Source organism: Paraburkholderia adhaesiva, from assembly GCF_021390575.1.
GTDB lineage: Bacteria > Pseudomonadota > Gammaproteobacteria > Burkholderiales > Burkholderiaceae > Paraburkholderia > Paraburkholderia adhaesiva.
Window position 1 is genome coordinate 833,454 of record NZ_JAJEJQ010000002.1, and the last position, 20,691, is coordinate 854,144.

At 62.3% G+C, this 20,691-nt stretch carries 17 protein-coding genes; 9 read left to right on the forward strand and 8 right to left on the reverse strand.

The features are described from left to right. Positions 1-510: 510 nt before the first annotated feature. From uvrA to L0U80_RS19275, 3 genes are all read left to right on the forward strand, one after another. Entirely contained in the window at positions 511-6,417 is a 5,907-nt protein-coding gene (gene uvrA / locus L0U80_RS19265) for an excinuclease ABC subunit UvrA (RefSeq protein ID WP_233868504.1), read from the forward strand. A 317-nt stretch (positions 6,418-6,734) separates the two neighbouring features. Further along, positions 6,735-6,965 (forward strand): H-NS histone family protein, encoded by a 231-nt coding sequence (locus L0U80_RS19270; protein ID WP_233868507.1) that lies wholly within the window; start codon positions 6,735-6,737, stop codon positions 6,963-6,965. 288 nt (positions 6,966-7,253) lie between these two features. Further along, positions 7,254-7,832, forward strand: coding sequence for an NnrU family protein (locus L0U80_RS19275; protein WP_233868510.1), 579 nt, complete (start codon positions 7,254-7,256; stop codon positions 7,830-7,832). 121 nt (positions 7,833-7,953) lie between these two features. Here L0U80_RS19275 and pcaG read toward each other — a convergent pair whose 3' ends face one another. Both pcaG and pcaH read right to left on the reverse strand, forming a co-directional pair. Then, positions 7,954-8,544 (reverse strand): protocatechuate 3,4-dioxygenase subunit alpha, encoded by a 591-nt coding sequence (gene pcaG / locus L0U80_RS19280; RefSeq protein ID WP_233868513.1) that lies wholly within the window; start codon positions 8,542-8,544, stop codon positions 7,954-7,956. Then, entirely contained in the window at positions 8,545-9,249 is a 705-nt protein-coding gene (gene pcaH / locus L0U80_RS19285) for a protocatechuate 3,4-dioxygenase subunit beta (protein WP_233868516.1), read from the reverse strand. A 133-nt stretch (positions 9,250-9,382) separates the two neighbouring features. On the opposite strand from pcaH, the gene pcaQ reads away from it, so the two are divergent. After that, complete coding sequence (gene pcaQ / locus L0U80_RS19290; RefSeq protein WP_233868519.1) at positions 9,383-10,393, forward strand: pca operon transcription factor PcaQ; 1,011 nt, start codon at positions 9,383-9,385, stop codon at positions 10,391-10,393. A 23-nt stretch (positions 10,394-10,416) separates the two neighbouring features. Here pcaQ and L0U80_RS19295 read toward each other — a convergent pair whose 3' ends face one another. Then, positions 10,417-11,082 carry a helix-turn-helix domain-containing protein gene (locus tag L0U80_RS19295; protein WP_233868522.1) on the reverse strand — a complete coding sequence of 222 codons (666 nt, stop codon included), beginning with the start codon at positions 11,080-11,082 and terminating at the stop codon, positions 10,417-10,419. 239 nt (positions 11,083-11,321) lie between these two features. After that, complete coding sequence (locus L0U80_RS19300) at positions 11,322-11,723, reverse strand: hypothetical protein (protein ID WP_233868525.1); 402 nt, start codon at positions 11,721-11,723, stop codon at positions 11,322-11,324. A 289-nt stretch (positions 11,724-12,012) separates the two neighbouring features. Between L0U80_RS19300 and amaB the strand changes: the two genes are divergently transcribed. Next, a complete protein-coding gene (gene amaB / locus L0U80_RS19305; RefSeq protein ID WP_233868527.1) occupies positions 12,013-13,512 on the forward strand; it encodes an L-piperidine-6-carboxylate dehydrogenase in 1,500 nt (499 codons plus the stop codon). A gap of 324 nt (positions 13,513-13,836) precedes the next feature. On the opposite strand, the gene L0U80_RS19310 is transcribed toward amaB, so the two are convergent. The 3 genes from L0U80_RS19310 to L0U80_RS19320 form a co-directional block, all read right to left on the reverse strand. Then, positions 13,837-14,346 (reverse strand): metal-dependent hydrolase, encoded by a 510-nt coding sequence (locus L0U80_RS19310; protein ID WP_233868530.1) that lies wholly within the window; start codon positions 14,344-14,346, stop codon positions 13,837-13,839. 154 nt (positions 14,347-14,500) lie between these two features. Continuing rightward, positions 14,501-14,857, reverse strand: a complete 357-nt coding sequence (locus tag L0U80_RS19315; protein WP_233868533.1) for a sugar ABC transporter ATPase — start codon at positions 14,855-14,857, stop codon at positions 14,501-14,503. Positions 14,858-15,173: 316 nt separating this feature from the next. Further along, positions 15,174-16,316, reverse strand: coding sequence for a porin (locus L0U80_RS19320; RefSeq protein ID WP_233868536.1), 1,143 nt, complete (start codon positions 16,314-16,316; stop codon positions 15,174-15,176). Positions 16,317-16,982: 666 nt separating this feature from the next. Here L0U80_RS19320 and L0U80_RS19325 point away from each other — a divergent pair. Further along, entirely contained in the window at positions 16,983-17,492 is a 510-nt protein-coding gene (locus L0U80_RS19325) for a hypothetical protein (RefSeq protein WP_233868538.1), read from the forward strand. A 10-nt stretch (positions 17,493-17,502) separates the two neighbouring features. Here the strand turns inward: L0U80_RS19325 and L0U80_RS19330 are convergent, their stop codons facing one another. After that, positions 17,503-17,928 (reverse strand): hypothetical protein, encoded by a 426-nt coding sequence (locus tag L0U80_RS19330; RefSeq protein WP_233868541.1) that lies wholly within the window; start codon positions 17,926-17,928, stop codon positions 17,503-17,505. Positions 17,929-18,161: 233 nt separating this feature from the next. On the opposite strand from L0U80_RS19330, the gene L0U80_RS19335 reads away from it, so the two are divergent. From L0U80_RS19335 to L0U80_RS19345, 3 genes are read left to right on the forward strand one after another with little or no spacing between them, the layout of a single operon-like run. After that, positions 18,162-18,848 carry a CDP-alcohol phosphatidyltransferase family protein gene (locus L0U80_RS19335; RefSeq protein WP_233868544.1) on the forward strand — a complete coding sequence of 229 codons (687 nt, stop codon included), beginning with the start codon at positions 18,162-18,164 and terminating at the stop codon, positions 18,846-18,848. Further along, positions 18,845-19,681, forward strand: coding sequence for a HalD/BesD family halogenase (locus L0U80_RS19340; protein ID WP_233868547.1), 837 nt, complete (start codon positions 18,845-18,847; stop codon positions 19,679-19,681). Before L0U80_RS19335 ends, L0U80_RS19340 begins: the two co-directional genes overlap by 4 nt. Continuing rightward, positions 19,678-20,691, forward strand: coding sequence for a flippase-like domain-containing protein (locus L0U80_RS19345; RefSeq protein WP_233868550.1), 1,014 nt, complete (start codon positions 19,678-19,680; stop codon positions 20,689-20,691). The genes L0U80_RS19340 and L0U80_RS19345 overlap by 4 nt, the downstream gene beginning before the upstream one ends.

Sequence of the window (20,691 nt, forward strand, 5' to 3'; positions counted from 1 at the left end):
CGGGTCAGGCGCGCGTCTGCCGGAACGTTTGATTCTGTCGGAAAGCGGTTTCGAGTGCGCCGACCGTGCTCACGTCGCGCAACGCCAGAAAACGTTTGTCAAAGATCTCGTCATATTGGCAATCGCGCTCGCGAGCGGTCAGCGGCGCGTTGCGAACCAGCGGATGGGAAACTGCGCGCGGGGAGCGATCGGTAGTGGGAAAAAAAGTGCTGTTGGTGTGTTTTTCGGGCGTGACGTCGATGTGCCTTATAGCGGCACGTCGCCTGTGTCTACGACACAAACCCGCGCCTCCTGGTCGGACAGACAACCTGTTCGGCGGCCTTGCACACTTACTGTTTCGCGATGGTCATAGGGTTCGTGGCACACGCCCGGCGTGCTGTATAGATATACAGTAGAATCTGAACCCGTCGGTGTGGAGCAGTCCGGGCGACGTCCCGCTGCGCCACGCTGCAAGTAGCCGGGCCGCGCCGCCCGGTCCCCGCCGTGTGATCAGCCGGAAAGCCAGCGCAAGTGAGCGAAAACCGAACCATCCGCATCCGTGGTGCCCGCCAGCACAACCTGAAGAACCTCGACCTCGATTTGCACACCGGCGAAATGACGGTTGTGACAGGGCCCTCCGGGTCAGGCAAGTCCAGCCTCGTTTTCGATACCCTCTACGCGGAGGGCCAGCGCCGCTACGTCGAGACGTTCAGCGCCTACGCGCGCCAGTTTCTCGATCGCATGGACCGGCCGCAGGTCGATCGCGTCGATGGCGTGCCGCCGGCCATCGCCATCGATCAGACCAACCCGGTGCGCAGTTCGCGTTCGACGGTTGGAACAATGACCGAGCTGAACGACCACCTGAAGCTGCTGTACGCGCGCGCTGCGAATCTGTTCGACCGCGTCACGGCCCAGCCAGTGCGTCACGACACGCCCGAAACGATCTACGCGGAACTGAGCGCGCGCACCGCGGAGGACGATCCGCGTCTGGTGGTGACGTTTCCCGTCGAACTTCCCGATACGACCACCGACGAAGAGGTCACGCAGTGGCTTTCCGCGAGCGGTTACACGCGCGTGCAGGCGCAGCGCGAAGTGAAGACGGCTGAGGGTTCGCGCAAGGTGCTCGATGTGGTCGCCGACCGGTTTCGCATGCGAAACACGGAGAAGAGCCGCGTCGTCGAGGCAATCGAAGCATCGCTCAAGCGCGGCGGGGGGCGCGTGAACGTCTACGTGTTGCCGGCCGCGGATGCGGATGCAAACGCGGAACCAGCGATCTGGCGTTTTTCGACTGGCCTGCATTGTCCGGACAGCGATCTACGCTATGCCGATCCGCAGCCCGCGCTGTTCTCGTTCAATTCAGCCTATGGCGCGTGCGACGCATGCCGCGGCTTTGGTCGCGTGATCGGTGTGGACTGGGGCCTCGTGATTCCCGATGCGCGCAAGACGCTGCGTGGCGGCGCGATCAAGCCGCTGCAGACGCCCGCGTGGAAGGAATGCCAGGACGACCTGATGCGCTATGCCGCCAAGGCCGATATTCCGCGCGATACGCCGTGGTCGGAACTGACCCAGACGCAGCGCGACTGGGTAATCAACGGCACGCCGGACTGGCGCGGCAACTGGCAGACGCAATGGTATGGCGTCAAACGCTTCTTCCAGTATCTGGAGTCGAAGGCGTACAAGATGCACATTCGCGTGCTGCTCTCGAAGTACCGCAGCTACACGCCGTGCGAAACCTGCGGCGGCGCGCGTCTGAAAACGGAGGCGCTGTTGTGGCGCCTCGGCACCAAAGAAAACGCGGATGAAGTTCTCGCGAGCACTGCGCGCTTCATGCCGCATGGCGTCGAGTGGACGCGCGCGCAACTCGAAGCAGCGCCTGGCCTGACGCTGCACGACGTGATGCTGCTGCCGATCGAGCGGATACGTCGCTTCTTCGATAACCTCTCACTTTCATCTGCACTGCTTGACGATGCGCTGAAACTGCTGCTCGCCGAAGTTCGCACGCGTCTTGCGTATCTTTGCGACGTGGGGCTCGGCTATCTGACGCTGGACCGGCAGAGCCGCACACTTTCCGGGGGCGAAGTGCAGCGTATCAACCTGACCACTGCGCTCGGCACCTCACTCACGAAGACGCTGTTCGTGCTCGACGAACCGAGCATCGGCCTGCATCCACGCGACCTGAACCGTATCGTCGAGGCGATGCAGAGGCTGCGCGACGCCGGTAACACGCTCGTCGTCGTCGAGCACGATCCCTCGGTGATGCTGGCCGCCGACCGCCTGATCGACATGGGTCCAGGGCCGGGCGAGCGTGGCGGCACGATCGTCTACGACGGCACACCCGACGACATCCGTTCGTCCGGCACGCTGACCGGCGCGTATCTGGGCGGCCATCGCGCTGTCGCCGACGCTTCGCACTGGGCGCGCCGCGCCGTCGATGCCGCTACGCCGAGCCTGCTGCTCGAAGGGGCCAGCGAGCACAACCTGCGCGACGTGACGGTGCAGATTCCGCTGAAGCGTCTCGTTGTCGTGACGGGCGTATCGGGCTCGGGTAAATCGACGCTCGTGCAGGACGTCCTCTATCCCGCGCTGGCGCGGCATCTCGGCAAGGCGACCGAGTCACCGGGTCTCTATCGCGATCTGCGCGGTGCGGAGCAGATCAGCGACGCCGTGTTCGTCGACCAGTCGCCGATCGGAAAGACGGCCCGCTCGAATCCGGCGAGCTACGTCGGCGCATTCGACGAGATCCGCAAGCTGTTTGCCAAGGCGCCGATCGCCAAAGAGCGCGGCTATACCGCGGGCATGTTCAGTTTCAACTCGGGCGAGGGCCGTTGCCCGACGTGCGGCGGCTCGGGCTTCGAACACATCGAAATGCAGTTCCTGAGCGACGTGTATCTGCGTTGCCCCGACTGCGACGGCAGCCGCTATCGCGCGGAAGTACTGGAGGTGAAGATCGAACGCGCGGGCCGGGCGCTTTCGATTGCGGACGTGCTGGATCTCACCGTCAGTGAAGCGACGCACTGTTTCAGTGAGGAAGCCGAAGTATTGCGCGTTCTGCAACCGATCGTCGATGTCGGGCTGGAGTACGTGAAACTCGGGCAGCCAGTGCCGACACTCTCGGGCGGCGAAGCACAGCGTCTCAAACTGGCGGGCTATCTCGCCGAAACCGCACAGTCGCGCGGTAAGGATGCGGCTGCAGGCGGGCGCCTCTTCATGTTCGATGAGCCGACCACGGGTCTGCACTTCGACGACATCGCGAAGCTGATGCGCGCGTTTGGAAAGTTGCTCGCTGGCGGTCATTCACTGCTCGTCATCGAGCACAATCTCGATGTGATCCGCGCCGCCGACTGGCTGATCGATCTCGGGCCGGAAGGCGGCGACGCGGGCGGCGAAGTCGTTTGCGTGGGCACGCCTGAGGATGTGATCGCCTGTCCCCGCTCGCACACGGGTGCCGCGCTGGAGCGCTACGAGATTGCGCTCGGCACGGCTGGGGCTCCGCTCATCGCGGAAGAGGAAGGTGTTGCCTTGCAGACGGCCCTGCGCGCGGCGCAGGCACGGCGGGAAGTGCAGGGCGAGGACGTGGTGCGTATCGTCAACGCGCGCGAGCACAACCTCAAGGCGCTCGACGTCGATATTCCGCACGGACGCTTCAACGTGATCACGGGCGTATCCGGCTCGGGTAAGTCCACGCTCGCGTTCGATATTCTCTTTCACGAGGGGCAGCGCCGCTACCTCGAATCGCTGAACGCCTACGCGCGTTCGATCGTTCAGCCCGCGGGGCGGCCCGAAGTGGACGCCGTGTATGGCATTCCACCGACCGTCGCAATCGAGCAGCGCCTCTCGCGCGGTGGACGCAAGAGCACGGTCGCAACGACGTCCGAAGTGTGGCACTTCCTGCGGCTGCTCTATGTGAAGCTCGGCGTGCAGCACTGCATTCACGACGGCACGCCGGTCACGTCGCAGAGCGTCGATGCCATCGTCGCTCAATTGATGCGCGAACATCGCGGGCAGCATGTCGGTCTGCTCGCGCCGCTCGTCGTGAATCGCAAGGGCGTCTATACCGATCTCGCGAAATGGGCGAAGGCGCGCGGCAACACGCATCTGCGTGTGGATGGCGAGTTCGTACCGGTCGCGCCTTGGCCGAAGCTGGATCGCTTTCGTGAGCACACCATCGAACTGCCCGTTGGCGATCTCATGATCGAGCCGGAAAACGAGGCGCAATTGCGTCAGTTGCTCGATGCGACGCTGGACGCCGGCAAGGGCATCGTCCATCTGCTTGCACCGCTCGACGGGCTTGAACGCGCGATTGGCAATGGTGGTTCGACGGCGCGCGTCGGAACAGTCAAGGTACTTTCGACGCGGCGCGCGTGTCCGGTCTGCGGCACGAGCTATCCCGAGCTCGATCCGCGCATGTTCTCGTACAACAGCAAGCATGGCTGGTGCACGACATGCGTCGGGACGGGTCTCGCACTGACGCACGAGCAGCGCGCGGCTTATGACGATACGATCGTCGCTGAGGACGGACGTGGTCGCGAGCAAACGCTGCCCTCGGATGAGCAGGAGCCCGAAGGAGTTGGCGATGTGCCGTGCCCGGACTGCTGCGGCACGCGTCTGAATCCGGCGGCGCGTGCAGTGACGTTCGATGCACATCCGATCGTTGACGTCGCGCAGTGGACCGTGGCTGACACGCGCCACTGGATCGATTCGCTGAAGCTCAGCGGACGCGACGCACAGATCGCGCGCGATGTGGTGAGCGAAATTCGCAGCCGCCTGCAGTTCCTCGAGGAAGTGGGTCTCGGCTATCTGAGTCTCGACCGTGCTGCACCGAGTCTATCCGGTGGAGAAGCGCAGCGCATCCGGCTTGCTGCGCAGCTCGGCAGCAACCTGCAGGGCGTGTGCTACGTGCTCGACGAACCGACGATTGGTCTGCATCCTCGCGACAACCAGATCCTTCTCAACGCGTTGCGCAGTCTCGGCGAAAAGGGCAACACGCTCGTCGTGGTGGAGCACGACGAGGACACGATTCGTCGCGCTGACCACATCATCGATATCGGACCCGGTGCGGGCAAGCGAGGCGGTCGCGTGGTCGCGCAGGGCAGTGTCGCCGATCTCGCGGCGCAGCCCGATTCGCTGACTGGCCGCTATCTCGCGCAGCCGATCGCGCATCCGTTGCAGGCGCGTCGCGAAGTGAAACTGGCACGCGCTGGCGCCGAGGCGGTGCCCGCACAATGGCTCACGGTACACGGCGCAAAACTGCACAACCTGCGTGACGTCAAGGCGCAGATTCCTCTCGGGCGGCTCGTGGCGATTACAGGTGTGAGCGGCTCGGGCAAGTCGACACTCGCGCGCGACGTGCTGCTCTCGAATCTGCTCGACGCCGTGGGGCGTTCTGTACTCTCGTCGCCGGCGGAGCGGCGTGCGCGCAAGGCCACGCAAAAGGACGCACCCTCTGCAGCTGCCAGGCGCGCCAGCGTGCTCGCGCGCAGCGCGGTCAAGCCGAAGCTCGAAGTCGCACACGCATGGCTCGGGTGCGATTCGATCACAGGATGGGAGAGCATCGATCGCGTGCTCGAAGTCGACCAGACGCCGATCGGAAAAACGCCGCGCTCGTGTCCGGCGACCTATATCGGCGTCTGGGACGCGATTCGTCGGCTCTTTGCCGACACGCTCGAAGCGCGCGCACGCGGCTATAGTGCATCGCGCTTCTCGTTCAATACGGGTGACGGGCGTTGTCCGGCGTGCGAGGGGCAGGGCGTGCGCACGATCGGCATGAGTTTTCTGCCGGACGTGAAGGTGCCATGCGATGTTTGCCACGGACAGCGCTTCAATCCGGAGACGCTGGCCGTCACGTGGCGCGGCCGCAATATCGGCGAAGTGCTGACGATGGAGATCGACGAAGCGGTGGAATTCTTCGCGTCGATGACGAACATTGCACATCCGCTTCAGTTGATGAAGGACGTGGGGCTTGGCTACCTGACGCTGGGCCAGCCGTCGCCGACGCTTTCGGGCGGCGAGGCGCAGCGTATCAAGCTCGTGACGGAACTGAGCAAGGTGCGCGATGACATCACGCGGCGCGGCCAGAAGGCGCCTCATACGCTATACGTTCTCGACGAACCGACCGTTGGCCTTCACATGGCGGACGTCGCGCGGCTGATCAGTGTGCTGCACAGGCTCGCGGATGCTGGCCATAGCGTGGTTGTGATCGAACACGACCTCGATGTGATTGCCGAGGCCGACTGGATCATCGACCTCGGCCCGGAGGGCGGTGTCGGCGGCGGAACCATCGTGGCTGCGGCCGATCCGGAAGGGCTCGTGAAAGTGGCGGCGAGCCATACGGGCGTCGCGCTTGCTCCGGTGCTCTCGCGTGTGGTGAGCGAAGCGGCCAGCCGGGGCGAGGAGACCCCGTCGCCGAACCGGCGCACGGCAGGGTACTCGGCGCGGTAAGTGGCAACTTCGCGTCAAATGGCGGCGCAGCCCCGCGCCATGGGGCTCGCCGCCATGAAACCGCTTGATCTGTGCGGCAAGCGCACGGTATGATGGGCTCCGCTTGCAGCAAGAGGCCGCTCATCTGTGGTGGCCAGTTCTGGCGAGCGGAGCAGTGGATACGCAGTTCCCCTCCGATCTGGTCACGGATTCGATTTCCCGGCCACCTCATCAGTGCAGCAAGGCTTCGCCATGTGGCGCGAAGCCTTTACTTTTCAGTGCAGACGTTTCGATTTGAACCGACTTCGCATCCTTGGCGAAGTGAGAGGGACTATCCGATGTTCGACCTCGATGGAGAGGCGCGCGAACGGCTCATCGTGTGGATTAAACGCCGCATGGAAGAGTACGGTATTACGCTAGAAGATCTTGAAACGGCGATCGCCGAAAGCGAACGGCTACCGAAATATCGCGATGCCTATGGGAATACGTGGAATGGCGAAGGCGAAATGCCGCCATGGCTCCTGCGTGCTATTCACGCAGGACAGGATATCGAGCATTTTCGCTGCTAGTCAGCACGCCGGGCAGGCCGCGGCCGCGAGTTAATCGTATGCGGGTTATGTGCCTGAGCGGCGAACTGCGCCTTTGCGCATTCCGTATTCTTTTCAGCGATGATTTAAAAGTTTCTTAACGCACGATATATGTGTGTCGATTAACTGTGCGCCGCACAAATCTGCTGTTCGCGTTTATACCGATTAAACATTGCATATGAGCGGCCTTTGACCATTTCGATTGGCCGCGCTATTCAGTTGCGCGACAATGCCAGCCATTCCAGTCCTTCCTGACACAAGGAGTCTGCAATGGCGATTCTCGTATTGGGGTTGATTCTCTTCATCGGCGTGCATTCCATTCGCATGGTTGCCGCGCCATGGCGCGCGGCGCAGATCGAGCGCTTCGGCATGCAGGGCTGGCGCGCCGCCTATGCGACGCTTTCCCTCGCGGGCATCGTGCTCACTGTGTACGGTTATGGACTCGCGCGCCGCGACCCCGTGGCGGTGTGGACGCCACCTTTCTGGATGGCCCATGTCACCGCGCTTCTCACCGCGATCGCTTTCATTTTTCTCACCGCGCCGTATGTTCGCGGCAATCATTTCAAGCGTGTCTTAGGCCACCCGTTTCTTTGTGGCGTGGCGCTATGGGCGTTCGCACACTTGCTCGCGAATGGGACGCTCAATGCCGTCGTATTGTTCGGCGTATTTCTCGTGTGGTCGCTGCTCGATGCCCGAAGCGAACGCCGCCGCGATCGCGAGGCCGGCGTAGTTTATCCGGAGGCGACTGTTTCCCGTGACGCAATGGTCGTCGTGATCGGGCTCGTGGCTTGGGCCATATTTGCATTCTGGTTGCATGGAATCCTGATCGGCGTGCGTCCGCTGGCCTGACGCGTGGCCTGGCAGCAATCTGCGCCCGCCAAAAAAGAAGCCTGCTTTTAGCAGGCCTCGTTGCGCACGACTACGGGTTCCACGACCGGATGGGAAACGCAAGTGGAACGCCTTGCAAGTCTCAGACGTCGAAAAACACAGTTTCGAGTTCGCCCTGCATGTGTATGTCGAAGCGATAGATCACGCGTCCTGCCTGCTCGCTGCGTCTGGCGATCAACGTCGCACGACGCGATTCGGGTACCGACGCGAGCACGGGATCCGATGCGTTGGCTGCTGCCTCATCATCAAAATAGATTCGCGTGAAGGCGTGCGTGAGCAGTCCGCGCATCGTGACGGTCACGTTTAGATGTGGTGCTTCGTCAGCTTGAGCGCGTCCGGGTTTGACCGTCCGGACGACGAAGCGCTGCTGCGGATCCGTGCCGGTGCCGACCCGTGCCATACCGCGAAACCCGCTCGCCGCAATTTGCTCGCTTGAGGCGGGATACTGGCCGTTCGCATCGACCTGCGTGAATTCCAGCATCGCATCCGAAACGGCGTTGCCTGCGCCGTCGTACACGTTTCCGATCAACGTGATGTGCTCGCCAGGCGTTTCCGGTGCTACGACATCGGGTGTAAACAGGCTCTTCAGATCGAAACCGTATTGCTGCGGGCATAGTCCATAGGCGAAATATGGGCCGACGGTTTGCGAGGGCGTTTCCTTGAGTGCCATCATTCAACGCTCCGTGGGGGTCTGATTCGGACCGCGCAGCACGATGTCGAATTCGTAGCCGAGCGCGTAGCTGTCTTCGGTGGTGTCGATCGAGAAACGCGAGATCAGTCGATCACGCGCATGCTCGGGCGTGCCCTGGAAGATCGGGTCGAGGGCAAGCAGCGGGTCGCCCGGGAAATACATCTGCGTAACGAGGCGCGAGCCGAAGTACTCGCCAAACAGCGAGAAGTGAATGTGATTCGGCCTCCACGCGTTGGAGTGATTGCCCCAGGGATACGCGCCCGGTTTGATCGTGAGGAAGCGATAGCGGCCTTCGTCGTCGGTCAGGCAGCGTCCCGCGCCGAGGAAGTTCGGGTCGAGCGGGGCGTCGTGCTGGTCCGTCTTGTGAACGTAACGGCCAGCGGCGTTCGCCTGCCAGATCTCAACCAGTGTGTTGCGAACCGGCTTGCCGCCGACATCGAGCACGCGTCCCGTGACGATGATGCGTTCGCCGAGCGGTTCGCCGTTGCGCGCCGCGTTGCGGGTGAGATCGTGGTCGAGCGGGCCGAGATCCTCTGCGCCGTACACGGGCGCGCGCTGATTGCGCAATTTTTCCTTTAGTGGAATGAGCGGCCGTGTGGGTCCGCGAGCGACCGACGAGCGGTACGCCGGGTGAACGTAGGCGGGGTGTGAATCGAAGTCGCGCGGCGACAGGACGGATTCGTCCACGGGTTGTCTCCTGGCTGGTTTTTGAGGATGGCCTGGCGCGGCGATCCGCCGCATCAAGCCGATGACGCGACTTTATCTGGGCCGGAAAGTTATGCAAAATGACGTTTTTTCCCGCTTCGTATAACGGATCGTTATGCAACATCGGCTCGCGGACGCTCGCGTCAAGTTTCGTCATCTGCAGTGCTTTCTGGCGGTCGCCCAGTTCGGCAGCGTTCAGCAGGCCGCTGAGAGTCTGTCGATCACCCAACCTGCTGTATCGAAGACGATTGCCGAGCTCGAGTCCGTGCTTGGCGTGAGGCTTTTCGAGCGCGGCCGGCACGGCGCCGTGCCGACGCGTGAGGGGCAGCTGTTCATGCCGCACGCGAGTGCTTGCGTTAGTGCGCTGCGCCAGGGTGTCGAACTGCTCGCGCGCGGCGAAGGGGCCGTGGCGTCAACGCTCGACGTGGGCGTGTTGCCGACCGTCGCGACCGAGGTGTTGTCGGCCGCATTGCGCCGCTTCGCGGGGCAATGGCCACGCGTGAGCGTACGGCTTTTGACGGCCGCCAATGCGGAGTTGCTCGAGCGGCTGAAATCTGGGGCGATCAGCGTTGCGATCGGCCGACTCGCGGACCCCGAGCGCATGGTGGGCCTGAGTTTCGAACTGCTCTACAACGAGCCGCTTGCGGTCGTGGTGCGGACAGGGCATCCGCTTGCGCAGGGCGGCGGGCTGCCGGCGCAACTGGCTCAATTTCCGCTCGTCTTGCCGCCGTTCGGCACGTTGATTCGCCAGGCCGCCGATAGCCTGTTGGTCGCGTGGGGCGCCCAGCCGTTGTCGGTTTTCGTCGAGATGCTGTCGGTTTCGGTCGGTCGGTCGCTAACACTTGAAAACGACGCGGTGTGGTTCGTGCCGGCCGGGGCAGTCGAATACGATTTGCGGCAAGGCGCACTGGTGCGCCTGCCATTGCCGCCCGCGGGCAGCGAGGAGCCAGTAGGGCTGATTTTGCGAAACGATACGCAGCCATCTGCGGCAGGCCGTGCGTTAATCGATGCGGTAAAACGCGCCGCACTCGAGCGTGAGGCACGGAGGGCAGCCGAAGCCGCCGCGTCGGACTCGCGGCACAACGGCCCGGCGGCACCGAAGCGGCCGCGCGGCCGCAAGCGCTAGCCGGTCGACGTTGTGCTGGGTGCCTACTTCGCGGACGGTTTCGATTTCGCGCGAGCGGGCTTCGTTGGCGGACGCGCTTGCTGCAACACGTCGCGTGCGGTTGCGCTCGTGGACATCCACAGCACTTCGGCGTCCTCCTTGCTCGTGGAAATGGCCGCGTGGCCGGTGCGGCTATCGAAGTAGAGGCTGTCGCCAGCTTCGAGTTCGGTAGGTGCGTAAAGCTCAGAGTAAAGGCACACGCTGCCGCTGATCACGTAGAGAAATTCTTCGCCTTCATGTCGTCCCCAGTCGTCGAATGCATCGAGCGAATGGGCGGTGATGCGGATGCGAAACGGCAGCATTGCCTTGTGAGCCAGGTCGGTGGCCAGCAATTCCATTTCATATCCGCGATAAGCGTGCCGCTGACCGGCGCCACGGCGTGTGAGCGCACGCCGGCCCCCTGCATTTTGCTTCGGCACCGAACCGAACAATTCGCCCAGGTCGATATTCAGGCCGACGACGATCTTCTGGAGAACGTCGAATGTCGGCGACATGATGCCATTCTCGATCTTCGAAAGCGTGGAGCGCGACACACCGCACAGGCGGCTCGCGGTATCGAGAGTCAGATCGTGCGCGACACGCGCAGCGCGAACGCGGCGCCCAAGATCGGCAGTCGACGATCCGGCCGGTTGGTTTAGCAGGGTGTCCATGATGAGAGCATCGGAAACGCAAGACGGGATCAGTGTTTCCGATCATATCAAACCGCTGACTTTCAGAAACCTCGTCCGTTTGGCTAACGTTTTGAGCGGATTGCTGGCCGACGACTTTCGAGTGGAACGTTGTCTGCTCGCGCTGCGTTTTCATCCAGTTCGACACTGGATTTTGTTAAGCAGCTTTTTGCATTGATCGTTTGCGTCGAAGCCTGCTGTTACGATGCGGGGCCCCGGGTTTACAGATCACTGTCGACACGGCGCAGGTAAAGCACGGAATCGACATGTTGAAACGATCGTTGGTAGTAGGTGCAGTTCTGGCTTTGACAGGCTGCGTGGTGGCTCCCGGCTATGGCGCGTATGAGCAGGGATACTATGGTGCACCGGTCTATGGCGCAGTACCGGCCTATGGCTATGCGCCTCCGTATGGCACTGTTGAATTCTCCGGCGGTGGGTATCGTGATGGTTACGATCGCCGCCGTGCTGATCCGCCGCCGCGCGACGGTGGCCATGCGGCGCACGTAGACGGCCAGGAACGTGGCGGCGGTCGCGGCGGTGCGCCGGGCGCGGGCAGCATGAGACAGGGACGGCAGGCGGACGTGGGCCGGGGCCACGATGATGCCGATGGGCAGCGCGGACACGGTGGTTAGTGCGTTCTTCGAACGCCGCGTATGCGGCGGTCAAGGTGGTTCTGCGGAGGGCGAGTTTGGCCCGGCTGTGCGACGAATCGAAGTCGCTCGAAAATTTCCGAAAGGAAATATGCCTGCGGCAAGTACCCCGCGAACCGTCGCTCAAGTTGCCACGTGATTCGCAACCCGCGCCTCGTAAGCGCTGGTGCAGTTGGGCTTTTCCCGCCTTGTAGCCGGGAAGGGCTGCGTGTATAGTCGGCGAACCTGAGTATGTTTCTTATCGGAAATTTGGGGGCTCGCCATGGACGCTTCACGCATTCTTGCCGATCTCGGCATCCTCGAACTGGCTCGCGCGGGCGATGTCGAGGTTCGATCGCCGATTTCCGGTGAGGTGATTGGCCACGTAGCGAGCCAGTCGCCTTCCGATGTCGACGCTGCGCTGGCTCGTTCGCACGCGGCGTTTCTCAAGTGGCGCGATGTTCCGGCGCCGCGCCGCGGAGAACTCGTTCGGCTGCTTGGCGAGCGGTTGCGCGAGCATAAGCAGGCGCTGGGCAGTCTCGTCTCGCTCGAGGCGGGCAAGATCCTCCAGGAGGGTCTGGGCGAAGTCCAGGAAATGATCGACATCTGTGATTTCGCGGTCGGTTTGTCGAGGCAGCTTTACGGCCTCACGATTGCCTCCGAGCGCCCCGGTCACCGCATGGCGGAAAGCTGGCATCCGATGGGTGTCTGCGCCATCATCTCCGCATTCAATTTCCCGGTGGCCGTTTGGTCCTGGAATGCCGCGCTTGCCCTCGTGTGCGGAGACTCTGTCGTCTGGAAACCCTCGGAGAAGACGCCGTTGACGGCACTCGCCGTTCAGCGCCTCATGGCCGATACGCTTGCAACGTTCGGCGATGCGCCTGAGGGACTCGTGTCACTTGTCATCGGGGGCCGTGACGTCGGGGCGAAGCTCGTCTCCGATCCTCGTGCGGCCATCGTCAGCGCGACGGGGAGCACCGAGATGGGGCGCGCAGTTGGCGTGGCCGTCGCGCAGCGGTTCGGCCGCGCGATTCTCGAACTCGGCGGCAACAATGGCGGCATTGTCACGCCGAGTGCCGATCGCGAACTCGCGCTGCGAGCGATTCTGTTTTCGGCCGTGGGCACGGCGGGGCAGCGCTGCACGTCGCTCCGCCGACTCTTCGTGCACGAGAGCGTTTACGACGACACCGTGAGCCGTCTCAAACAGCTTTACGCCAAGGTTCCGATCGGAAACCCGCTCGACGCGGGCACGCTGATGGGTCCGCTAATTGACGCGCAGGCATTCGAGCGCATGCAGGCGGCGCTGCAACGTGCTCAGGCTGAGGGCGGCAAGGTGACAGGCGGTCAGCGGATCAGCGTCGATGGTCAGCCGAACGGCTACTACGTGGAGCCCGCACTGGTCGAAATGCCCGCCCAGAGCGAGATCGTCCTGAAGGAAACGTTCGCTCCGATCCTCTACATCATGAAGTATCGCGATTTCGATGAGGCCATCGCTGCGAACAACAAGGCATCACATGGCTTGTCGTCGTGTGTGTTTACGACCGACCTGCGCGAAGCCGAGCGTTTCGTTTCCGCCTCCGGCAGCGATTGCGGCATCGCGAACGTGAACATCGGGCCGAGCGGAGCGGAAATCGGCGGTGCCTTCGGAGGCGAAAAGGAAACGGGTGGTGGCCGTGAGTCCGGCTCGGATGCGTGGAAGGGGTACATGCGCCGCGCAACGAACACGGTCAACTATTCGACTGCGTTGCCGCTTGCTCAGGGCATCGACTTCAAGCTCGATTGAACGGGTTTCTTATCGGAACTGGGGGGCGCGTTTGCGCGATCCCAGTTCCGACGCTCCGTGTACCCGTCGATCAGGATGCGTTCTATCCCGATGCAAATTTACAATATTCTCCGAATGGCGACAGGTGTCGAGCCGAACCTGGCAATTAAGTAACTTGTCTGCGCGTGTGCAATGTTCGCGCTGACAAGTCAGCGCGCATATCCAGATTACCTGGCATGACTGACGAATTGTCCTGGCGAATTGTCATGTTGATGCCAACAGCCGGAAGGGCATTGCAGCCTCGGTGTTCTGCACGCGCCCGGCCCGAATTTGTCACGCAATCCGTTAAGAGACCAGCCGTCGCAATGGTGTGAGCGGCAGGCCATGCGGTACTCCATGCACGGCGAAGAACCACGCGGCGACCCACGACGCGCCCACGACGATGAGATCGCAGCGTCCGCTTCTCCACCAGTTCAACGAATGCCGCTGGATGATCCACGGTACGCCAAGCGGATTCGGCCAGTCCGCGAGCAGATGAATCACGCCGCCACAGGCGAAGCCGAATGCCGGTGCTGCCACTGGCAGATGGCCAAGCCGGTGATACGACCAGACGAGCAGCGCAATCCAGCCGATGCCCCAATGCGTCAGGGTGCGATGGGTGATCCATAGCTGTCGCTTTTTGCGCCACCACGCAACTTCTAGCCAGTCGGGCGCTGATCCGCCTACCGCGCCCCCGAAGAACGCGAGGGCGACATGGAGATGCCATAAGCCATCCGCATGCAGATGCGTGACGATTGCTGCGGCGATGACGCCGGCGGCCCAGCCGGTCGCGTGATGTGCGGTGCCAGATGCCATGAGGCAGGGTGTGAGAAATCGAAAGGCCGCAATCTTCGCAGATGTAGTGCCGCAGCGACAGGGGAAAATCGACGATTCGCGCAGCACCGAACTTTACATAGCACTCCGCCACGCAATTCGAAACGCCGTGCCCGAAGCAATGCGCACGCGAACGTCAGGTAGTGCAGCGCGCTACGTCGAATCGCAGTTCCGGTTCGGGGGGATCGTCGGAGCGCGACGCCCCGTGTGTCACGCGAATCACCGATCCATTACCCGAAGGCGTCAGCGTGATGAAGTACGAAGCGTCCGAATCCGAGCCGATGCTCAACTCCGTTGCGCTGCCCGCCTTCGACTCGTGGACGCGCGGAAGCCGGTCTTCAAGGCAATTCGCGATCGATGACGGCGAACGTGCCGACGACGCATAGATCATCGGTTCGCCGTTTGCAGCAGCTTGAGGTGGAGGCGCCGATGAGCAGGCAGCAACGAGGGCGAGAGGGGATGCGGTGAGGAGGCGTCGAGCGAGTGTGTTCATGGTCGGCGAGTCGTCAAGACACAAGCGGTGAATGCGGGTGACTGCCGTTGAGTATACGCACGCTCGCGGTGCGGCGGACGTAAAAAGATGCAACAGTGCAACGCGGAGACGCGTCCGCGCGAACAGGAAATAAATGCGCCTGAAAGGAAACACGCGAAAAAAAGCGCACATGCGGTTGTGCCAACTGAACCGCAACGGCTTGATCGCGCAGGATTCGCCGGGAATGGCGTAGGGTAGGAAAAACGCCGCCCCCGGGGCAGGGGCGGCGCACATCAGGCTGGACCCGGTAAGGACAGACTTGCCAGCCTGGGCTGGCTTAGAAACGGTGGCGGATACCCGTCGTCACAGCCACCTGGCTTTGCGTCGACGACGACGGCAGGATGCCGCCGATCGATGTATTGGCGACATTAAGGCCGTTGCTGTTGTCATTCGACGACGAGTGTTGATAGACGCCCGCGAGATACACATCAGTGCGCCTGCTGAGCCCGTAATCAGCACCCAGCGTGACCGAGTGCCACTTCGGGCTGGAGCTGTTGCCGTTCTCTGTCATCCGGCTCCACGTGTAGGTGTACTCACCCACGAGAGCAAGTGCGGGCGTCAGCCCATAGGTACCGTTCAGCTCGATATTGTCGAACCGCGCGTTCAAATTTCCAACGGTCATATCCTGAAGACGCGAATGCGTCCAGAGCAGACCGACCGTGCCAGGACCATAGGCGTAATTCGCGCCTACACCGAACGTTCTCTGTACATCTGCGTACCCGAATCCGAGCCCCTGGACCGGAGCCGCGGTCGCATTGGCGTTCGCGCCCACGTTGTTCATCTGGTCATAAGCTGCGGCAACCTTGAACGGACCGTTCTCGTAACCCACACCGACGCTGTACTGGCGACCGGTCGCAAAAGCCCCCGGCGCATTGCTGAAGCCGTACTGACCGCCAAAGTGGAAGCCCGCGTAATTCACGCTTTCATACTTGATCGCGTTCGAGGTCGCGGACTGCGCGCCGATGTTGTCGTTGTTGAACGGGTGGGCCGCGAGGTTGATACCGCCTGCCTGGCCTGCCAGTGCCAGCGGCGTGAGGTAATCTGCAACCGAGTCAAACTGTCGGCCGAGCGTCAGCGTGCCGAACTGGTTGTTTTGCAGGCCAACGAAAGCCTGACGGGTAAACATGCCCGACGAGTTGCCGGTGAAATAGCCCGGGCTAAACGAACCGTTGTTCAGGTTGAAACCGGACTCGAGCTTGAAGATTGCCTTCGTGCCGCCGCCGAGATCTTCCGTGCCTTTCAGCCCGAAGTACGTGTTCGACAGCAGGCCGCTGGACTGCGCCCACAGGCTGCTGCCACCCGCGTTGTTGACGTAGGCGAGGCCTGCGTCGAGCGAGCCGTACAGGGTCACGCTGCTTTGCGCTTGTGCGCTCATGGCGAATGCGCCAAGAACGCCAGCGACCATAAGGGTTTTTTTCATGATTTATAACTCCGGATAGAACCTGTGAATCTCACGGATGCCTATCTGATTAATAGTCCGTGGTCTGGCAATTCGAGGCGGAGTGTAATCTGGTAATCCGGAAATTTTGCGATCTACGGTGCAACAATGCTTGATGAAAATCGAAATAAATGCGCGTGCTTCTGTAAGGTGCTGCATATAAAGAGATTTTCGTCCGGGTGAAATCGGCGAATAGGTACGCCGTTCACCAATCTGTTGCGCGGGTGCCACGGATCTGAAGAGCCCCATCAGACAAGCTTGGGATGACAGTATCTCGATATTAATCGCCGATTTGCTCCGTTTTCTGGAAGGTACTGTTCCAGATTTCATGCTCAGTGTGCGGAGGCCGTAGCGCTACAATTCGTGCACCTCTAAGCGAGAGGTGATCTTTTTCATCTGTTTTGCGCGGCCCTCGGGCCGCGTTTTTTTTATTTTGATATTGGAAAATATTGCGGTCTATTCAGGCGTCATATTTTTAATCTCGAAATCCTGAATGCGCCGGATTGTCGAAATAGTATTCGGGCGATATTAATATCCCATTAATCGGGTTTGCGTGACCAGGCGGGTGTCCGCCTCGCGCGCGCTTGCGGTTAAAATCCTGCGCCTGCCCTCGAACGGCAGGTCCTGCAGAACCAGACCGAACCCGCCATGACCGATTCTTCGCCCGTAACATCCCCCGAATCCGCGATCGATGAAGCCGAAGTGCTCCAGGACGCGCGCCTGTGGCGCAAAGACGGCTGGACGGCACGCGTCATCAAGAACGAAGACGATGATGGCTGGGCCGTCGAAATGATCAAGGACGGCGAGCCAGAGCCGGCGCTCGTCGGCCCCTGGACGATGGGGCGCGACAAGAAAAATCCCAAACCGCTCGACACGAATGCGTTCAACACCCTCGTGAAGACGGCGTCGGAGGTGTTGCGCCGTCACGAACAGCAACTGCATGCGATGCTGCACAAGCGCGTGAGTGTGTGCGTCGCGGCGGGCGACATCGACGTGACCCTCGAAATCGTTCCCGACGAATACGAACCTTATGCCGTTCTGACCGCGCTCGACGTCTTTGGCGAGCAATTGGGCCAGCAGCGCGTCACGCCGACGTTCAAACTGACGAAGGCGTGCGCGACTACATGGGCCGAGGGTGGTTTCGGCCGGATCGACTAGCGCTGCGGCGTCAGTCCTGCCGGCAGAAGATTGCCGTCAGCATCGGGCCTGCGTGATGGACGATCGCGGTATTGCCGGCTTCGGTGAGCGCGGCCTGAACCTTGGCCTGGCTGCCGACCACGACCGCGCCGTAAGCCGATCGTGCGATCGGCTTACCGCTGCCCCTCTGAAACAGTGGATCGTCCTGCTCGAAGGCGACGATCGCGAATACGCTGAAGCCGTAAGCCGTCATATGCTGGCCGTGCTCCGGCCAGAAAACGTTGATCGAATTGGGTTCGACCCTGGAAGGCTCCGGTCCGACCAGCTTCCGATCGATCAGGCCAGAGACGAAGTCGTGCGCGGACTCTTTGCAGGTCAGCGATTCGTCGAGGGCAGCCGCGTGGCCTGCAAGCGGTAATACCGCGAGTAAAAGGGCAAAAAGGAGCGAATTTTTCATTGTAATTCCGGCGAGTGGCCCGTGCCGGTACAGAACGTGCGTCACAATGCAAAGGGTTGAACTGTACGCGTGTTCGTGCAATCCCGCTCGCGGCACCGCCGCATTCATCCGTTTCCGATCCCGCCACATTCTCTCGCCATCGCTGCCCGCTGCCATTTTACGAGGCTTGGCGAGCCTCGTTCGCCTGCCGGGGAGTCTGCAGGTTTTTTGAAAGGGAGATATATTGCGCCCCCATGACTGGAACTAAAGAATCCGCAAAACCGGCGCCCCTGCCGCGTACATGGGATGCGCGCGCCGCGCGGTGGCTCGTGACGCCGCTCATCCGGACCCGCGTCACACCGAACCATCTGACCACGCTGCGCCTCCTGATCGGCCTTGGTGGCGCGTTCTATCTGGCACGCGGAGACTTTCTGCAAGTCAACATTGGCGCGTTCCTGATCGTTTTGTCGAATTTTGTTGACCATACCGATGGTGAACTGGCGCGAATCAGCGGCAAGACCAGCCGGAGCGGCCATTTCTACGATCTCGCCGCCGACGCCATCGTCACGATCCTGCTGTTCCTCGGCATGGGCCTGGGTCTCGGCGCCGGGCCTGAGGCTGCGGGCGAGTGGCTGGTGCCGCCAGTCGTGCTTGGCGGCATCGCGGGCGTTGCGGTCGCGGTGATCTTCTTTTTGCGCATGCGCATCGAGGAAATGGCGGGTAAGGCGGGCACGCAACAGGCGTTTGTCGGTGGCTTCGAGACGGAGGACGTTCTCTATCTGTTGCCACTCGTTACGTTGACGGGCGTGGTTTCTCCTTTCGTCCTGGCTGCGTCGATCGGCGCGCCGCTGTTCGCCCTATGGGTGGTGTTCGATTACTGGCGCGTGACGCGCCACACCCGCCTCGTCAAGGAAACAAATCAGGTCTGGACCAGCAGATGAACGCACACACAGAACAAGAACAGATCGCAACGTCCACCGGTTTCTCTTCGGAAACTGGGACCGCGTTGCACGGCTCGGCAGACGATGCGATCGGCCGCGCGCTGCAACCGATCGAGACGTCCCTGCAGCGTGACGAATACGTGCAGCAGGGCTCGTTCCTTTACCTTTCGGACTTCCTGCCGGCCGACGCGACGCAGCGGCTCATCGACGCCGCCAAAGCGCTGCTTCCGGAGGTCAACCGCAACTACCTGCCGGGGCACAAGGCTGGCGGCAGCGTGAGCCGCCATACGATCGATGAACTCGCGCCTTATATCGCCGAGCTTTATCGCTCGCCCCAGTTGATCGCGTGGCTCGAAAAGATCACGGGCGACCGTCTGCTGCTGTCGCCGGACGACGATCCGCACGCTTATGCGCTCTATTACTACACGCGCGCGGGCGATCATATTGGCTGGCACTATGACACCTCGTACTACGACGGACGCCGCTATACGGTGTTGTTCGGCGTAATCGACGAATCGTCGTGCCGGCTCGACTACGAGTTGCACACACGTGACGAGAACAAGCCCGACGAACCCGGTTCGGTGCAGTATCCGCCCGGCGCACTCGTGCTCTTCGACGGCGACAAACTCCGCCACCGCGTTACACCAAGCGCCGAAGGCGAGATCCGCGTTTCGCTCACATTCGAGTACGTGACCGATCCGAACATGCGTCCGTGGCGCCGCTTCGTGTCGAACATGAAGGACGCGATTGCGTACTTCGGTTTCCGCCAGGTGTTCCGCAAGACTGTCGGGTCCTCGCGCCGCACGGGAGGCAAGCCCGGGGAGTCCGCGTGAGTCGTGCCGCCGTCCTGCTGCTGTCGATCGGCGCGGCACTCTTCATCGCGCTACTCGCATGGCAAGGGTTCGGCGCCGTGACGGGCGCGCTCGCCGCCGCGGGCTGGGGGCTCGTGCTCGTCGCCGCGTTTCACTTCGTGCCGCTCGTGCTCGACGCGGCCGCTATTGCGGTGCTGTTTCGCAAGGATGAACGCGTCGGCCAGCGCGATGCACTGCTTGCGCGCTGGAGCGGCGAGTCGGTCAACAGCTTGCTGCCCGCAGGCCAGCTCGGTGGACCGGTCGCGATGGTTCGCCAGCTCGCGCAGCGCGGCATGGCCATGCGCGACGCTGCTGCGGCCATCACGGTCAGCACTACGCTGCAGGCTCTCGCGCAGATCGTGTTCGCGGTCTTCGGCATTGCACTCTTTTCCGCCTACGCGGCGCACGGTGCGCCGCGAAATCTCGGCGTGGCCGCGTCGATCGCTACGGCCGTGCTCACCGCTCTCATCGCGCTTTTCTACCTGGCGCAGCGGCGCGGCCTGTTCGGCCGCGCGCTGCGCGTTGCGTCGAAGCTATTCGGCAAGCGCGACTGGTCGGCACTGACCACGCGCGCCGATGCCATCGACGCCGCCGTCAAGTCGCTCTACGACGACGGACGCGGCCGCGCCGCCGCGAGCTTCATGCTCAGCCTGCTCGGCTGGCTCGTCGGCACCGTCGAGGTCTGGCTCGCGCTGCGTTTCCTTGGGCACCCGGTGAACTGGATCGATGCGCTGCTGCTTGAAAGCATCGGCCAGGCGATCCGCGGTGCAGCCTTCGCAGTGCCGGGCTCGCTCGGCGTGCAGGAGGGCGGCTATCTGCTGCTAGCGCCGCTCGTCGGCCTGCCGCCTGAGGCTGGGCTTGCGCTGTCGCTCGCCAAGCGCGCGCGCGAAATCCTGCTCGGTATGCCGGGCCTGTTGTATCTGCATTTCAGCGAAAGAAGCTGGCAACGTCAGCGCGCGGTTCGCGTGGGCGCAGCCGAAATCGCCGATTGA

Coding starts and splice junctions, on each gene's coding strand:
- L0U80_RS19270 (WP_233868507.1), top strand. CDS start 6,735: ATGTTCGACCTCGATGGAGAGGCGCGCGAACGGCTCATCGTGTGGATT.
- L0U80_RS19275 (WP_233868510.1), top strand. CDS start 7,254: ATGGCGATTCTCGTATTGGGGTTGATTCTCTTCATCGGCGTGCATTCC.
- pcaG (WP_233868513.1), bottom strand. CDS start 8,544: ATGATGGCACTCAAGGAAACGCCCTCGCAAACCGTCGGCCCATATTTC.
- pcaQ (WP_233868519.1), top strand. CDS start 9,383: ATGCAACATCGGCTCGCGGACGCTCGCGTCAAGTTTCGTCATCTGCAG.
- L0U80_RS19295 (WP_233868522.1), bottom strand. CDS start 11,082: ATGGACACCCTGCTAAACCAACCGGCCGGATCGTCGACTGCCGATCTT.
- amaB (WP_233868527.1), top strand. CDS start 12,013: ATGGACGCTTCACGCATTCTTGCCGATCTCGGCATCCTCGAACTGGCT.
- L0U80_RS19310 (WP_233868530.1), bottom strand. CDS start 14,346: ATGGCATCTGGCACCGCACATCACGCGACCGGCTGGGCCGCCGGCGTC.
- L0U80_RS19315 (WP_233868533.1), bottom strand. CDS start 14,857: ATGAACACACTCGCTCGACGCCTCCTCACCGCATCCCCTCTCGCCCTC.
- L0U80_RS19320 (WP_233868536.1), bottom strand. CDS start 16,316: ATGAAAAAAACCCTTATGGTCGCTGGCGTTCTTGGCGCATTCGCCATG.
- L0U80_RS19325 (WP_233868538.1), top strand. CDS start 16,983: ATGACCGATTCTTCGCCCGTAACATCCCCCGAATCCGCGATCGATGAA.
- L0U80_RS19330 (WP_233868541.1), bottom strand. CDS start 17,928: ATGAAAAATTCGCTCCTTTTTGCCCTTTTACTCGCGGTATTACCGCTT.
- L0U80_RS19335 (WP_233868544.1), top strand. CDS start 18,162: ATGACTGGAACTAAAGAATCCGCAAAACCGGCGCCCCTGCCGCGTACA.
- L0U80_RS19340 (WP_233868547.1), top strand. CDS start 18,845: ATGAACGCACACACAGAACAAGAACAGATCGCAACGTCCACCGGTTTC.